We start from the raw sequence: 15,684 nt of genomic DNA on the forward strand, positions 1-15,684 counted from the left end.
TAATTTTAAAAAATGGCGTATTCGACATTCGGAGGATAAACCTATGACAATTGGTGAATTACTCAAAGAAAAAAGACTAGCAGAAAACAAAACTCAAAAAGCATGGGTTGGTCATATTATCAGTACTTCTTATTATGCTAAAGTTGAAAAGAATATTCATAGAATTACAGCAGAGGATTTATTAGCCATTCTTAAACATAATGATCTTTCAATTACTGACTTTTTCGAAGAATTAGCAGACAAAAAGGATGAACTAAAAGCACAAGTAAACTCGCTAAATAAAACAGTAATTGATGCTGTTTATCATTCTGATGTTTCCAAAGTTAATGAAGTCATTCAAATTATTAAAAAAATGGATCTACCGACTAAGCAAAAACAAGAACTTGTCTTAATCAATAAGGGGTTTATCGAAACTATCAAAAATGATCTAAGTGACAATTATCATCCAGATAAAAACATCGTTCAACAACTAAAAGATAAAATTTTTAGTATTCCTAATTTTAATAGATTCAAACTTGAACTCTATACTAATTTCATGCAATTTTATGATTATACAACTAATATTATGATCACCAAACAAGTGATCCATAAAATAGATCAGTTTAAGAGCGATAAAGAGTTATTAGCAATCGCTGGTATTCTATTCAATCTCCTTTCACAATTAGTCGAAGAACATCATTATCAAGAAACTGCACCATTTATAGCAGCTAGTGAGCATTTACCCTTTTTACCAGACTTATACTTTCCTCAAACCGGAATCTCATTGCTAAAATACATTATTAGTTATCATTTTAATAAAAAACCAGCAGATTTAGCTAAAGCTGAGATGATCGCACAAACTTATCAAATTACTGGTCTAGAAGATTTTTGTAAAGGTGCGCAAGAAATTATTAATGAAGTTAAAGAGGACTAGCTTTAAGCTAATCCTCTTGTTTCAATCTCTAAATAAAACCTAACGCGTTATAGCACATGTGCACCAAAATTGAATAGCGCAAATCCTTGGTTGACATATAGACCCAAGCTAGCACCATGCCTAAAACCCAATAGACAAAAATATACTTACTCAGTGCTGGATCATGCAAATATGCAAATAAAAATCCACTGGCCACAATACCTAGCCATTTATTGCTAGTACTCTTTTGGGTAAAGAAGATGTTAAAGAACATCCCTCTAAAAATATGCTCTTCACAAAATGGCGCAATAAAAACTACCAGAATTTTAAATAAACTAGCGTTATGCTCCGCTATTCTATCTAAACTTTGTTGGTTCGCTGAAACACCGCCACCAACTAAATTAAGCATTACAATCGAACCAACAATAATCAACACAAAGCCAATCATGGCAATTCCTAGCCGATGCATGTCCCAGTGTGGCGTTTGATCAAAGCCCCAATCATTTTCTTTTCTTAACTGTCTGCGATAAATATAAGAAATTAGATACAGCACCAGCACCGTAGCTAACGCCGTTACAAATACACGAGACCGCCCTAAATCAAATTGGTGCGGCCTAAAATAAAGCACTTCTAATTCCGCATAAAGCACAAAAGCTAAAACGGCTTCTGCAATATTTCCCAGGTAATGTCCCAGTTTTTTCATTATTTCATTCACACCTTGATTCTTTCACCTATTAATCATTATTTTAATTATAATGTAAATAAGAAAAAATACCTAAGGAGGAGTATTCATGCTTAATCAAGTCCTCGCTTTTTTGGAAAGAAGAGGCGAATTTTTCTATATATCGGTCTTTATGTTGCTGATCTTTTTCATTTTCCTAATTTCTTGGCTAATCGAGCCGCGTCGCTTAATCAATGGCGTTTTATTTACTATCTTTTTAGTTTCTATGCTTTTATGGATCACCGTCATGGTCCACAAAAGTACTAGTCACGGCCTGCAACGCGCCTATGATTTATTAGTCTTAGCTGCCCTATTTGGAATCGTGCTACTACTAATTTTCGCTTGGATCTTTCTTTTCTGGAACGCCTACTTTGTCTGGAAATACGAAAGTCACACTTTGCCGAACCTGCTTACCTTAATTACAGGTTTTTTTGCTTTAATCATCAGTATTATTGTAATTTTAGGTCCCGGAAAATATTTACCACGTTGGCTAAGTATCCTTCTGGCTTTAATTCCTACAGTCGCAATCTATCTTGGACTAGTTCTCTACAATTTTTTATTAAATCTGCTTTTATATCAAATCTATCCTCGCACCTATCACCAAGACTACTTAATAGTTCTTGGTGCTGGTTTAATTAATGGCGATCAGGTTTCTAAATTATTGGCAGCGAGAATTAATCGAGCAATTCAATATTCTAATCGTCAGTATCAAAAAGGCCGCAAGCGCCCAATTTTGATCATGTCCGGTGGCCAAGGTCCCGATGAAAAAATACCGGAAGCACTTGCAATGGCCCGCTTTGCTCAACAACGTGGCATACCAGCCGAACAAATTTTATTAGAAGATCAATCCAAAAATACTTACCAAAATATGCTCTTTTCTAAAAGAGTTGCTACTGAAGACTTTGGTAATTCTCACTTTAAGGCCCGTTTCTTTAGTAATAACTACCACATTTTTCGCGCTGGTCTGTTAGCCAGAGACGTTGGCCTAAAGGCCAATGGTGTCGGTGCCTACACTAGGCTTTACTACCTGCCTAATGCAATTATTCGTGAATTTGCCGGTGTATTTGTTATGCATAAACGCCGCCATTTCGTTATCATGGGAGTAATTGCTTTATTCTTTATCTTGCAAACTATCTTAACGATAACAGGATTAGGAAGATTCAACATCATTTAGAAAAGAGGAATGACATGCTGCAGCTAAAGCATATTTTCAAATCATACAAGGTGGGCGACAACATCATCCATGCCCTAAACGATGTCACAATTTCATTTCGTGACCAGGAATTCGTTGCTATCCTAGGTCCCAGTGGTTCTGGGAAAACCACGATGTTAAACGTTATTGGCGGACTTGACCGTTATGACAAGGGAGACTTGATTATTAATGGTAAATCTACCAAAGATTTTAAAGAAACCGACTGGGACGCTTACCGCAACAATACTGTTGGTTTTATTTTTCAAAATTATAACCTGATTTCACATCTATCAATCATTGATAATGTCGAATTAGGAATGAATCTATCAGGCGTACCTAAAAAAGAACGCCGCCAAAAAGCTATCGATGCCTTAACTGAAGTTGGGTTAAAGGAGCATATCAACAAACGCCCTAACCAATTATCTGGTGGACAAATGCAACGAGTAGCGATTGCTCGAGCTATTGCCAATGATCCTGACATCCTGCTCTGTGACGAGCCAACCGGAGCACTGGACACTGAAACTTCCATTCAAATCATGAAGTTAATTAAAAAGCTGTCCAAAGCCCGATTAGTGATCATGGTGACCCACAATCCTGAGCTAGCTAAGGAATACGCCACCAGAATTGTTAATTTCCAAGATGGTAAAATCCGCCACGACTCCGATCCATTCCAGCCTAAGGAAGAAGAAGACAAGTTTAAACTTAAGCGTACTAAAATGTCTTATTGGAATGCTATTAAGCTAAGCTTTACCAACATTATGACTAAAAAGGGACGCACACTATTAACTGCCTTCGCTTCTAGTATTGGTATTATTTCAATTGCCGTTGTCTTAGCCATCTCCAATGGTTTTCAAAAGCAAATCAACACTACCATGAGCAAAGCTTTGGCAAAGTACCCAATTTCTATTTCACAAACCACCACTGATATTACTTCCGCCAATATGCGTAAGGATTCAGACAAAAACGTCAAAAATCGCGGCTATGTAATAGCAGAGCAAGACCAAAGCCAACAAGCACAACACGTTAACAAGATTAGCGAAAAATACGTTGACTACATTAAACATATCAACCCTAATTACGCCAACAACGTGTCTTATCAGCGTGGTGTCAATTTAAACCTCCTTGCTAAAAACAAAGGCAAGGTAGAACGCGTACAATTTTCAAACGCTGACCCTGACCAAGCTAACTCTGTTTTAGCCGCTAGATCACAGGCAATGAGCTCCATGGGCTTAGGCACTAGCGTTTTCCCTACCACTTTAAATAATAAAAAAGGTTCATTTTTAAAGCAAAATTACCAATTACTTTCTGGAACTTGGCCTAGCAAAGCAACTGACCTAGTTTTAGTTACCGATAATAAAAATACTGTTAATATCAATGCTTTAAAGAATTTAGGCCTAGATTTAAAGAATAAGGAACAAGTTAAGTTCAATAAATTAGTTGGTAAACAATTCCGGGTAATTGATAATGATGATTACTACCAAGAATTACCAACCGGTATGTTTATTCCTAAAAAGGCCAATAACGCCATGTATAACGGTGCTAAAACCAAGCTACAGCTTGTTGGCGTCATTCGCCCTAAAAACGAAGATTCAATGGCCTTATTGTCAACTGGAATCGCCTATAGCGACCGCCTTTCACAACAGATTATTGATGACAACCAAAACTCTGCGATTGTTAAAGCACAAAAGAAGAGCAACCACAGCGTTTTAACCAACCAAAAATTAAACGCCAATGAAAAGAAAGCTACGATGCAAACTCTTGGTGGCAGCAGCATCCCTACCGGCATTATGATTTATCCAAATAATTTTGACGATAAAGATAAGGTACTAGATTATCTTGATAAGTGGAACAAAGGCAAGAAAAAATCCAATCAAATTCTCTATACTGATATGTCAAGTGCTGTTACCACAATGACTGGTGGTCTTTTGAACGGAATCACCACCATTTTAGTCGCCTTTGCTGGTATTTCGTTAATCACTTCAATGATTATGATCGGTATTTTGACTTACACTTCTGTTCTTGAAAGAACTAAAGAAATCGGTGTCCTAAAAGCCTTAGGTGCGCGCAAGAAAGATATTACCCGAGTCTTTGATGCCGAAACTTTAATTCTGGGTGTCTTCTCCGGTATTTTGGGCGTTTTAATTGCTTACTTGCTGACCTTCCCAATTAACAGCATTATCTACAAGATCACTGATCTAGCTAATGTAGCCCAATTAGACCCAACAGCTGCTATTATTTTGATTATTATTTCAACTGTCTTAACTCTCTTAGGTGGTCACATTCCAGCTCGCATAGCTGCCAAAAAAGACGCTGCGATTGCTCTTAGAAGTGAATAACATATTCATAAAGAATTTGTTATGTTTTTCACAATAGCCTAAATTTTTAACTTAATATGTGGTATCTTAACTGTGATTAAACAAGTAAGAAAGGAACTTTTTTCACGATGACTGTTAAAAAACTTGAAAATAACAGTGATGTTAATGTAGTGGCAGAAGAAAGCAAGGTTTTAACCAATTTACTTAATGAATCAACTAAGCAGGTAATTGGTCAAGCTGCTTTTGCCAAGATTCAAAACTTAATTAAAATCTCTGCTGCTAAAGACTACCAAGAACTTGAAAAACAAATTGCTAGTCTCAATGACCAAGAGATGATTGTTGTTGCTCGTTATTTTGCGACACTACCACTCTTAATCAATATCTCAGAAGACGTAGAGTTGGCCAGCAAGGTCAATTTGCTCAATAATACCCATCAAGATTATTTAGGTAAATTGAGTGACACCATTGATATTGTGGCAGAAAAAAAGAACGCAGAAGATATTCTGAAGCACGTAAATGTAGTGCCCGTTTTAACTGCTCACCCTACCCAAGTTCAAAGAAAAACTATTCTTGAATTAACCGACCAAATCCATCAACTTTTGCGGAATTATCGTGACGTAAAAAACGGTACAATCGATCGTGACGAATGGACTGAACAAATGCGGGCTTGCATTGAAATCTTGATGCAAACTGACATCATTCGTGGTCACAAATTAAAGGTAGCTAACGAAATTACCAACGTTTTAGCTTACTATCCTAAGGCTTTAATTCCTGCAATCACTAAGTTTACTAATCGTTACAAGGAATTAGCTAAAAAACACGGTTTGGATGTTAGTCACGCTACCCCAATTACCATGGGCATGTGGATCGGCGGTGACCGTGACGGTAATCCTTATGTAACCGCTGATACATTAGAACTAAGCGCAACTTTGCAAAGCCAAGTGATCTTTGAATATTACATCAACCAGATCAACAAGCTATATAGAGCGATCTCGATGTCCACTTCTTATATGAAGCCATCTGATGAAGTAATGCGGCTATCTCAACTTTCTAATGATGATTCACCATTTAGAACCAACGAACCATATCGCCGGGCCTTTTACTACATTCAAAGTCGTTTAGTTCACACTGAACAAAAACTTTTGCAAGTAACTAATAAGAATACTTTCTTAAAAGAACGTGACTTGCAAAACCTGGCTAAAATTCCTGTCTATCAAAATGCTCAAGAATTTAAGGCAGATTTGGAAATTATTAAAGCTTCACTTGAAGAAGACAACGATCAAGCTGTTGTAACTAGTTACTTTACCCAAATTCTTGAAGCGATCGACATTTTCGGCTTCCATTTGGCTACGATCGATATGCGCCAGGACTCCAGCGTTAATGAGGCTTGTGTAGCTGAACTGCTTAAGAGTGCTGGAATTTGTGACAATTACAGTGACTTAAGTGAAAAAGAAAAAAACAAGCTTTTACTTAACGAACTAAACAATGATCCACGTAACTTACATGCCAACAATCAACCCAAGTCAGAGCTGTTGCAAAAAGAACTAAAGATCTACAAGTCCGCTCGACAATTAAAAGATCGCTTGGGCAAAGATGTCATCAAGCAACATATTATTTCTCATACTGAAAGTGTTTCAGATATGCTTGAGCAAGCAATCATGCTAAAAGAATACGACTTGCTCGACAATCAAAAAGCACGCATTCAAGTTGTACCATTGTTTGAAACAGTTGAAGACTTGAATAATGCCCGGGAAATAATCAAAGAATACTTAAACTTTGACCTAGTTAAAAAGTGGTTAGTTTCGCAAAACAATTATCAAGAAATAATGTTAGGTTACTCCGATTCTAACAAAGATGGTGGCTACCTAGCTTCTTGCTGGAACCTTTACAAAGCCCAAAAAGATTTGACTAAAATTGGTGAAGATATGGGTATTAAGATCACCTTTATGCACGGTCGCGGTGGTACTGTTGGCCGTGGTGGTGGCCCATCATATGAAGCAATTACCGCTCAACCATTTAAGTCAATCAATGACCGGATTCGGATGACTGAACAAGGTGAAATTATCCAAAATAAGTACGGCAATAAAGATACCGCATACTATAATTTGGAAATGTTAGCTTCCGCTACAATTGACCGCATGGCATCTAAGCAAATTGTTAGTGAAGATCATATTACTGATTTTCGTTCTTCAATGGATCAAATTGTAGCTAAAAGTAATGAAGTCTATCGTAAACTAGTCTTTGAAAATCCTAACTTTATCAAGTACTTCTTCCAAGCAACACCAATCAAAGAGATCTCTGGTCTTAACGTTGGCTCACGTCCAGCTTCTAGAAAGAAACTTACTGACTTCTCTAGCTTAAGAGCTATTCCTTGGGTTTTCTCTTGGTCACAAAGTCGCGTAATGTTCCCAGGTTGGTACGGCGTTGGCTCCGGCTTTAAATCCTTTATCGATGCCGATTCAGCTAACTTAAAGGAATTACAAGATATGTACCAAGGCTGGCCATTCTTCCACTCTTTGCTTTCTAACGTTGATATGGTTTTATCCAAGTCAAATATGAGAATTGCTGAACAATACGCTGGCTTATGCGAGGATGAACAAGTCAAAGCAGTCTTTGATATTATCAAGCAAGAATGGGAATTAACTAAGAAGGTTATTCTCCAAATTGAAGGTCATGATGAATTAATCGAAGATGCTCCAACTCTTAAAAAGAGTCTTGAATACAGAATGCCTTACTTCAATATCTTGAATTATATTCAACTAGAGATGATCAAGCGTGATCGTGAAGACGAAGTTCAAGGTGTTTACCAAAGTATTATTCCGATTACCATTAACGGTGTAGCATCTGGCTTACGTAATTCGGGATAAAATTAATAAAATTCAAACAAAAAATGCAGCTCTTGTGTAAGGCTGCATTTTTTTACACTCTTTTCATAACCAAATTAAGTGGCGTTACGATCACTGGAACGACAACTGCCGTAAAAACTGCTTCTATTAAACCGTTCATCCCTAATGCCATAATCAAAATTAAAATCAAAGGCGTACTTGAACTATAATTTCCTAAATAATGCGTTAAGCTAGCTGGATCATGCATAAAGAAAATACTTGTCAGCAAAATAACCATCACGGTATTAGTTAGCGAAGTTGCGGCTCCACTTAAAATATACCCCAGCTTTGCATACTTAGTTTTATTCATTGCTTTAGCAATAAGTCCAGGGAAATAACCTGCTAAAATACTTGGCACTAAAGAAATTACCGGATTTTGAAACAGCATCAAGCTGACCATATCACCTGGTTGCGTATAAGCAATAATTAATCTAGTAATCCCCCAGAATAGACCGAAACCTAATCCTGCCTTAGGTCCCATTAATGTACCATAGACTGCAATTGTCATCGGAATTGTAGTCACAGCTGGTAAAGCTGGAATAATTCTTACATAACCGATATTCGGTACAAAGGTCTGTACAATTAACAAAGCCGCAAAAACAGCAGTAATTGCTAATCTTTTTGTCTCTTCTCTTCTCATTTTTTATTCTCCAGAGTTATTATTTTATTTTTTTATTAAAACACAGATTAGAAATATTTTTTAGTAAAAATATCTTTAATTCATGAAAAATTAAAAAGCTTTTTTCTTAACGTTCGTATCATCGGTCCACAAATAATTCGTATTATAATTAAATATATATTAAATAGTCAGTAATTTTTCTATTTCAATTGACAAATTACGTACTAATTAGTATAGTCTTAGTAAAATAATTCGTATTAAACGTGGAGGAAAAACTACATGAACGCAAAGTTCAAGAAAATCTTGTCATTCGGTGTTGTTTTAGCATCAGTTGGTCTCATTTTAACTGCCTGCTCAGGCAAAAAATCCGGTCAATCAACTAGTAATAAAGACTCTAAACATAGCATAGCCTTAATTACAGATGAAAATGGGGTTGATGATCATTCCTTTAACCAGGCTGCCTGGGCTGGATTCAAAGCCTATGGCAAAGAACATGATTTATCACGTGGCCGTGGCGGTTACCAATACTTCCAATCCGGTAGTGCTGCTGATTATACCCCTAACTTTGATCAGGCAGCCAATGCCGGTTATCAAACCATTTTCGGTGTTGGCTTCCAGTTAGCAGACGCTGTTAAAGAAGCAGCCAAGAAAAATCCTAAAAAGAACTTCGTGATCATCGATAGCGTAGTTTCAGGACAAAAGAATGTCGCTTCTGCAACCTTCGAAAGTAACCAAGCTTCATATCTAGGTGGTTTAGCTGCTGCTTACACTACTAAGACCAATAAGGTTGGATTTATCGGTGGAGCAAAATCAGCTGTGATCGACCTTTTCGAAGCTGGCTTTAAGCAAGGCGTTGCCGACGGTGCCAAGGCGCTTAAGAAAAAGATTACTGTTCAAACTCAATATATTGGTAACTTCACTTCTACTGATAAAGCCAAATCAATTGCTCAATCAATGTATGCCAATAAGGTAGATATTATTTATCAAGCTGCTGGTAATGCTGGTAACGGCGTCTTCCAAGAAGCTAAGGATTACAATCAAGCTCGTCCAGCCAACAAAAAAGTTTGGGTTATCGGCGTTGACGTTGATCAAGCTAACTTAGGCAATTACAAATCAAAAGATGGTAAGAAAGAGAACTTTACTTTAACTTCTGTTCTTAAAGGCTTAAATGTAGTAACTAAAAGTATTGCCAACGATGCTTACAAAGGGAAGTTCCCTGGTGGCAAACATATCGTTTACAGCTTAAAAGATAATGGCGTTTCTATCACTAAGGGTAACTTAGATGCTAAGACTTGGGCAGCAGTTCAAAAAGCACGTACACAAATCCTCGACGGTAAGATCAAAGTGGCAACCGCTCCTTCTAAGTAAAACTATTAGTATCAAAATGAACTCTTCGTTTCCTAGCGAAGAGTTTTTCTTTAAAAGTGAGATAAACAAATGATTCAAAAAACAAAAACAGTTATTGAAATGCGTCATATTGTTAAAGCTTTCGGCGATTTTAAGGCAAATGACGATATTAATCTTACCTTACACCAAGGTGAAATCCTGGCGCTCTTAGGTGAAAACGGTGCTGGTAAATCCACCTTAATGCGTATCCTATCAGGGTTACTCGAACCTACTTCAGGCGAAATTTGGGTTAAAGGAAAAAAAGTCGAAATTAATAACCCAACTGAAGCCAAAAATTTAGGTATCGGAATGGTTCATCAACATTTCATGTTAATGGATTCATTTACCGTCTTAGAAAATATCATCTTAGGCCATGAAACAACCAGAGGTATGATTCTTGATTTAAAAAAGGCTCGTGAGCAGGTTTTAGCTTTATCACGTAAATACGGTCTAGCAATTGATCCTGATGCAAAAGTAGCTGATATTACAGTGGCTCAACAGCAACGCGTAGAAATTCTAAAAGTGCTCTATCGAGGGGCTGATATTTTAATTTTCGATGAACCGACAGCAGTTTTAACCCCAAAAGAAATTACTGAATTTATTCAAATTATTAAAAGTTTAGCTCATGAAGGTAAATCCATTATCTTGATCACTCATAAGCTTGAAGAAATCAAAGCAGTGGCTGACCAGGTTACAGTTATCAGGCGCGGTCATGACGTAGGGGCTTTTGACGTTGCACAAGTCAGCGATGACCGTCTAGCTGAATTAATGGTCGGTCGCCATGTAAACATGAAATTGGCCAAGCCAGAAGTTCAATTAGGTAAAAAGATCCTTTCCGTAAAAGATCTAGAAGTTAAGAGCCAGCAAGGTAGCTTAGCCGTGAAGAAACTTTCTTTAACTATTCGCGGTGGAGAAATTCTAGGTTTAGCTGGTATCGATGGCAATGGTCAAGATGAACTAGTTGAGGCTCTTACAGGATTACGTCATGTTGAAAGCGGACAATTTTTAATTAACGGTCAAGATCTAACTAACCACAAAGTCCGTGAAATTACTCAAGCTGGTGTCGCCCATATCCCCGCTGATCGCCAAAAATACGGCCTAATCCTAAGCCTTTCTTTAGCCGACAACATGGTTTTACAAACTTACTACCAACAGCCCTTTTCTAAACATGGGATTATTAACCACCCTGCCATCTTTGCTCATGCTAAAAAATTAATTCAAAAATTCGACATTCGTACTACTGGTGCTGAACTCCCAACAAGTGATTTATCCGGTGGGAATCAGCAAAAAGTTATTATTGCACGTGAATTAGACCGTAATAGTGACTTAATCATCGCCTTTCAGCCTACTCGAGGTCTAGACGTTGGAGCAATCGAATATATTCACAGACAATTACTTAAACAGCGAGCAGCCGGTAAAGCTATTTTATTAGTTTCCTATGAGCTTGAAGAAATTATGCAATTATCTGATCGAATTGCCGTTTTGCATGATGGACAAATTTCAGGTGAAGTTAAACCAACAGAAACTAATGATAAAGAATTAGGTCTGCTGATGACTGGAATTAAGAAAGAAGAAGTAATAAATGATTAAAGTTACAACAAAAACAAAAAATATTCTTGTTCCCCTAATCTCAATAATCGCTGGTTTTTTAGTCGGTGCATTAATCATGTTAGCTTGGAGCTATAACCCCATTGAAGCATATAGTTCAATGTTCTCTAGTGCTTTAGGCAATATGAACGGCATTGGTGAAACTATTCGTGAAGCAACCCCTTTGATTTTGATCGCTACTGGTTTTGCTGTTGCTACAAAAGCTGGATTTTTTAATATTGGTCTGCCTGGTCAAGCTCAAGCTGGTTGGCTTACTTCAATCTGGATTGTCCTTGCCTTTTCTAACTGGCCCAGCTATCTCCTTTTGCCATTTGCAATTATCGCCGGTGCCCTTGCTGGCGCAATTGTAGCTGGAATTGCTGGGTACTTAAGAGCTCAATTTGGCGCCAATGAAGTAATTACTACGATCATGCTTAACTACATCGTGCTTTATGTATGCCAATACTTGATGCAGCAAGTAATGCCAACTGCGCTACGCATAAATACTGATACCACCAAGACCATTTCTGCTAATGGTAGTTTAAAAATCGGTTGGCTATCTGCTATGTTTGGCAATTCACGTATCAACGGCGGAATTTTCTTAGCTATAATCGGCTTAGTAATTTATTGGTACTTAATGAAAAAAACAACTACTGGCTTCGAAATTAAAGCTGTTGGTCTCAATTCATTTGCCAGCCGTTACGCCGGGATGTCAGCAAAGAAAAATATTATTGTTTCAATGCTTTTATCGGGTGCTTTTGCCGGATTGGGTGGTGTAGTACAAGGATTAGGGACTTACCAAAATTACTTTACCCAAACTAGCAGCGTTGATATCGGCTGGGATGGACTTTCTGTTTCACTTTTAGGTGGCGGCACTGCTTGGGGCATTCTACTAGCTGCAATTTTATTCTCCATTTTAAAAATTGGTGGTCTAGGGATGCAGACAATCGCTGGAATTCCTTATGAAATTGTTTCAATTGTCATTGCCGCTATTATTTTCTTCATTGCTATCAACTACGTTATTGGTTTGCTTTTTAAAACTAAAAATAACCGCAGCAAATATTACATCCCTACACGTAAAGAAAAGGCACCTAACAACAGTGTTGATGGTCCTAGCGAAAAAATCATTGAAGGGAGTACCAACTAATGAATTTTGTTACTATACTTGCCTTAATTGTTTCATCTACTTTAGTCTATTCTGCACCTCTAATTTTAACCTCCTTAGGTGGTGTCTATAGTGAAAATTCTGGGATCGTTAATATTGGTCTGGAAGGAATTATGACTATAGGGGCTTTTGCAGCAATTGTTTTTAATTTAACTTTTGCTTCAACCTTTGGTTCGGCTACCCCTTGGTTAGGTGCTTTAGTCGGCGGCGTGGCAGGTCTGATCTTTTCTTTGCTTCACGCTGTTGCCACAATCAACTTTCATGCTGATCACGTCATTTCAGGAACAGTCTTAAACATCATGGCTCCACCATTAGGAGTTTTCTTAGTTAAAGCAATTTATGATAAGGGGCAAACTGAAAACATTACTGCTAATTTTGGCTATTTCAGTTTTCCTGGCTTAAGCAGCATCCCCGTTATTGGACCAATTTTCTTTAAAAACACCTCCGCTCCCGCTTGGATTGCCATTATTCTTGCAATCCTAATGTGGTGGATTTTATATAAGACTCGCTTTGGCTTACGCTTACGTTCATGTGGCGAAAATTCCCAAGCAGCTGATACAATGGGAATTAATGTTTACGGGATGCGCTACGCTGGCGTGTTAATTTCCGGCTTCATGGGTGGACTTGGCGGTGCCGTTTTTGCTCAAGCGATTTCTGGCAACTTTTCCGTTACTACTATTGTGGGTCAAGGTTTCATGGCTTTAGCTGCCGTAATTTTTGGTAAGTGGAGCCCAATCGGTGCCATGCTTTCATCCCTCTTCTTTGGCTTTGCCCAAAGTTTAAGCATTATCGGTCATCAAGTTCCTGGCATTAGTCAAATTCCATCCGTCTACATGCAAATCGCCCCTTATGTCATTACAATTATTGTCCTAGTCCTCTTTCTCGGAAAATCTGTGGCACCTGCCGCAGATGGGGTTAATTACATCAAATCTAAATAAGAGAAAAAAGCTGTTTCACATGAAACAGCTTTTTTTCTTTACACATGTCCACATAGTTATCCACAAGATATAGTGTATAAATCATTTGTCATTTCTATATCTTGTATCAAATTACAGCTAATGGTGTTTTCTCTGTTGGCATTGGAAAATCACTATTAATTAATCTTAATTCATCATCTGTCAGTTTTATTTCTTGCGCTGCAATATTTTCCTTCATGTGTTTTACGCTACTTGCCTTAGGAATCGTTAAGACATTACCGTTGCGCATCGCCCAAGCAAGCATAATTTGATGCGGCATTACGCCATGATCACGTGCAACGATTTTTAAATTACGCGTAATTCTAATAGTATCGCCCTTGCCTGAATTAAATGGTGAGTAACCAATAAAATTCACTCCATGCTCTATTTGCCAAGTCTGCAAATCAAATTCTGTGCCGCGTTCACTAATATTGTACAGATCCTCATTGGCAAAACATTCTTCTCCGCCTGGTACTGAAAAAAGTTCCTGCATATCAGCCGTATCAAAGTTGGATACACCCCAATAGCGAATAAGACCATCCTTTTGCAGTGACTGCAAACCGCGAATTGTATCAGACAAGCGGTGACTGCCCCGCCAATGCAATAAATAAAGATCTAAATGATCTGTCCCAAGTCGTTTCAGACTAGCTTCTAGACTCCGGCGTTCTAATTCTGGCGTTGCATGGTAGGGATAGAATTTTGAAATCAAAAACAGCTGATCACGATCATATCCCTTAATTGCTTCACCAATTAATTGTTCACTCTGACCATCACCATACATCTCAGCTGTATCGATTACCTTCAAGCCATGATCTAAACCATAACGAATAGCTTCTATTTCATCTTTTTTCTTTTTAGGATCTTCACCTAAGCCCCAAGTACCGATCCCTAAACCGGTTAGCTTTTCAAAATCCATCCTCGCTCACTTCCTTATACTCAAATTCTAACATACTTACTTTACAATTATTTTGCTTTACCAATTGACAAAATGGTCTATTCCATTTTATAATGGGCTAGACCATTAGATAAGGAGGATTTATTATGAAAGTTATTGTTACTGAAAACAAAATTCAAGGTGGAGCAAAGGCATTCGAGATTTTTGAAAAAGGCATTAAAAATGGTGCTAAAGTCTTAGGTTTAGCAACTGGCTCAACCCCTGAAACACTTTACCAAAATTGGGTACAAAGTGATCTTAATTGTGAAGACCTCACTAGCATCAACCTCGATGAATATGTAGGCTTAACCCCAGATAATCCTCAAAGTTATCACTACTTTATGCAAAAACACTTATTTGACCAAAAGCCATTCAAGAAGACTTACATTCCTGATGGTATGGCCAAGGATATTGCGGCTTTTTGTAAAGAATATGACCAAATTATCAAAGACAACCCAATTGATATTCAATTATTAGGTATCGGTCAAAACGGCCACATCGCCTTCAACGAACCAGGTACTCCATTCGACATTGGTACTCACGAAGTTAAATTAACCGAAAATACTATCAAAGCTAACGCTCGCTTCTTTGACAGCATCGATGAAGTGCCAAAGAGTGCGATCTGCATGGGTACTGCTAATATTATGCAATCAAAGAAGATCGTTTTAATGGCCTTTGGCGAAAAGAAGGCACACGCAATCAAGGAAATGATTGAAGGCTCAATCACTGAAGAAGTTCCTGCAACTATTTTGCAAAAGCACCCTGACGTAACAGTTATCGTAGACAAGGCTGCTGCACAGGAATTAGATGACAATTATAAGAACTAGTGAACAAAGGCTCTCCAAAAATCACGAAAAAAGTTAGGCAAAATTGCCTAGCTTTTTTATATAGCAGTTTGATTTTTTACTTTTTGATATTATAATTGTTATAAAAGATTAAAGAATAAGGAGATAAATGAAACTGTCAAATCTTTTGTGTAAATAGATCTTTCTCGTAAATTGATTTTTTAATTATTTATTTAATCAAAGTAGG

At 37.5% G+C, this 15,684-nt stretch carries 12 protein-coding genes; 9 read left to right on the forward strand and 3 right to left on the reverse strand.

Going from position 1 to position 15,684, the window contains the following annotated elements; genetic code table 11:
* Positions 1 to 43: 43 nt before the first annotated feature.
* Positions 44 to 913, forward strand: coding sequence for a helix-turn-helix transcriptional regulator (locus Q0Y84_RS07540; protein WP_297952316.1), 870 nt, complete (start codon positions 44 to 46; stop codon positions 911 to 913).
* Between the two features lie 28 nt (positions 914 to 941).
* Here the strand turns inward: Q0Y84_RS07540 and Q0Y84_RS07545 are convergent, their stop codons facing one another.
* Positions 942 to 1,595: a type II CAAX endopeptidase family protein gene (locus Q0Y84_RS07545; RefSeq protein ID WP_297952318.1), complete on the reverse strand. Its 654-nt coding sequence runs from the start codon at positions 1,593 to 1,595 to the stop codon at positions 942 to 944.
* Between the two features lie 88 nt (positions 1,596 to 1,683).
* Here Q0Y84_RS07545 and Q0Y84_RS07550 point away from each other — a divergent pair, with 88 nt between their 5' ends.
* The 3 genes from Q0Y84_RS07550 to ppc all read left to right on the forward strand — a co-directional run bounded on the left by Q0Y84_RS07550 (position 1,684) and on the right by ppc (position 7,987).
* Complete coding sequence (locus tag Q0Y84_RS07550; protein WP_297952320.1) at positions 1,684 to 2,787, forward strand: YdcF family protein; 1,104 nt, start codon at positions 1,684 to 1,686, stop codon at positions 2,785 to 2,787.
* Between the two features lie 14 nt (positions 2,788 to 2,801).
* Entirely contained in the window at positions 2,802 to 5,141 is a 2,340-nt protein-coding gene (locus tag Q0Y84_RS07555) for an ABC transporter ATP-binding protein/permease (protein ID WP_297952322.1), read from the forward strand.
* A gap of 107 nt (positions 5,142 to 5,248) precedes the next feature.
* The gene (ppc, locus tag Q0Y84_RS07560) at positions 5,249 to 7,987 is read left to right on the forward strand and encodes a phosphoenolpyruvate carboxylase (RefSeq protein ID WP_297952324.1); all 2,739 of its coding nucleotides are present in this window, start codon (positions 5,249 to 5,251) and stop codon (positions 7,985 to 7,987) included.
* Between the two features lie 52 nt (positions 7,988 to 8,039).
* Here the strand turns inward: ppc and Q0Y84_RS07565 are convergent, their stop codons facing one another.
* Complete coding sequence (locus tag Q0Y84_RS07565) at positions 8,040 to 8,645, reverse strand: ECF transporter S component (RefSeq protein ID WP_297952326.1); 606 nt, start codon at positions 8,643 to 8,645, stop codon at positions 8,040 to 8,042.
* A 258-nt stretch (positions 8,646 to 8,903) separates the two neighbouring features.
* Here Q0Y84_RS07565 and Q0Y84_RS07570 point away from each other — a divergent pair, with 258 nt between their 5' ends.
* The 4 genes from Q0Y84_RS07570 (at position 8,904) to Q0Y84_RS07585 (ending at position 13,700) form a co-directional block, all read left to right on the forward strand.
* Positions 8,904 to 9,992, forward strand: a complete 1,089-nt coding sequence (locus tag Q0Y84_RS07570; protein ID WP_297952328.1) for a BMP family ABC transporter substrate-binding protein — start codon at positions 8,904 to 8,906, stop codon at positions 9,990 to 9,992.
* A 69-nt stretch (positions 9,993 to 10,061) separates the two neighbouring features.
* Positions 10,062 to 11,600 carry an ABC transporter ATP-binding protein gene (locus Q0Y84_RS07575; protein ID WP_297952330.1) on the forward strand — a complete coding sequence of 513 codons (1,539 nt, stop codon included), beginning with the start codon at positions 10,062 to 10,064 and terminating at the stop codon, positions 11,598 to 11,600.
* A complete protein-coding gene (locus tag Q0Y84_RS07580; RefSeq protein ID WP_297952332.1) occupies positions 11,593 to 12,744 on the forward strand; it encodes an ABC transporter permease in 1,152 nt (383 codons plus the stop codon). Before Q0Y84_RS07575 ends, Q0Y84_RS07580 begins: the two co-directional genes overlap by 8 nt.
* Positions 12,744 to 13,700, forward strand: a complete 957-nt coding sequence (locus tag Q0Y84_RS07585) for an ABC transporter permease (protein WP_297952334.1) — start codon at positions 12,744 to 12,746, stop codon at positions 13,698 to 13,700. The genes Q0Y84_RS07580 and Q0Y84_RS07585 overlap by 1 nt, the downstream gene beginning before the upstream one ends.
* Positions 13,701 to 13,806: 106 nt before the next feature.
* Here Q0Y84_RS07585 and Q0Y84_RS07590 read toward each other — a convergent pair whose 3' ends face one another.
* On the reverse strand, positions 13,807 to 14,634 hold the full coding sequence (locus tag Q0Y84_RS07590; protein ID WP_297952336.1) for an aldo/keto reductase: 828 nt from the start codon (positions 14,632 to 14,634) through the stop codon (positions 13,807 to 13,809).
* Positions 14,635 to 14,759: 125 nt separating this feature from the next.
* Here Q0Y84_RS07590 and nagB point away from each other — a divergent pair, with 125 nt between their 5' ends.
* Positions 14,760 to 15,479 carry a glucosamine-6-phosphate deaminase gene (gene nagB, locus Q0Y84_RS07595; protein WP_297952338.1) on the forward strand — a complete coding sequence of 240 codons (720 nt, stop codon included), beginning with the start codon at positions 14,760 to 14,762 and terminating at the stop codon, positions 15,477 to 15,479.
* Positions 15,480 to 15,684 lie beyond the last annotated feature (205 nt).

Source organism: uncultured Lactobacillus sp. (assembly GCF_947367125.1).
Taxonomy (GTDB): Bacteria; Bacillota; Bacilli; order Lactobacillales; family Lactobacillaceae; genus Lactobacillus.

Excerpts from the sequence above, each read along its gene's own strand:
- Q0Y84_RS07580 (WP_297952332.1), top strand. The coding sequence starts at position 11,593 with ATGATTAAAGTTACAACAAAAACAAAAAATATTCTTGTTCCCCTAATC.
- Q0Y84_RS07550 (WP_297952320.1), top strand. The coding sequence starts at position 1,684 with ATGCTTAATCAAGTCCTCGCTTTTTTGGAAAGAAGAGGCGAATTTTTC.
- ppc (WP_297952324.1), top strand. The coding sequence starts at position 5,249 with ATGACTGTTAAAAAACTTGAAAATAACAGTGATGTTAATGTAGTGGCA.
- Q0Y84_RS07570 (WP_297952328.1), top strand. The coding sequence starts at position 8,904 with ATGAACGCAAAGTTCAAGAAAATCTTGTCATTCGGTGTTGTTTTAGCA.
- Q0Y84_RS07540 (WP_297952316.1), top strand. The coding sequence starts at position 44 with ATGACAATTGGTGAATTACTCAAAGAAAAAAGACTAGCAGAAAACAAA.
- Q0Y84_RS07590 (WP_297952336.1), bottom strand. The coding sequence starts at position 14,634 with ATGGATTTTGAAAAGCTAACCGGTTTAGGGATCGGTACTTGGGGCTTA.
- Q0Y84_RS07565 (WP_297952326.1), bottom strand. The coding sequence starts at position 8,645 with ATGAGAAGAGAAGAGACAAAAAGATTAGCAATTACTGCTGTTTTTGCG.
- Q0Y84_RS07585 (WP_297952334.1), top strand. The coding sequence starts at position 12,744 with ATGAATTTTGTTACTATACTTGCCTTAATTGTTTCATCTACTTTAGTC.
- Q0Y84_RS07575 (WP_297952330.1), top strand. The coding sequence starts at position 10,062 with ATGATTCAAAAAACAAAAACAGTTATTGAAATGCGTCATATTGTTAAA.
- nagB (WP_297952338.1), top strand. The coding sequence starts at position 14,760 with ATGAAAGTTATTGTTACTGAAAACAAAATTCAAGGTGGAGCAAAGGCA.
- Q0Y84_RS07545 (WP_297952318.1), bottom strand. The coding sequence starts at position 1,595 with ATGAAAAAACTGGGACATTACCTGGGAAATATTGCAGAAGCCGTTTTA.
- Q0Y84_RS07555 (WP_297952322.1), top strand. The coding sequence starts at position 2,802 with ATGCTGCAGCTAAAGCATATTTTCAAATCATACAAGGTGGGCGACAAC.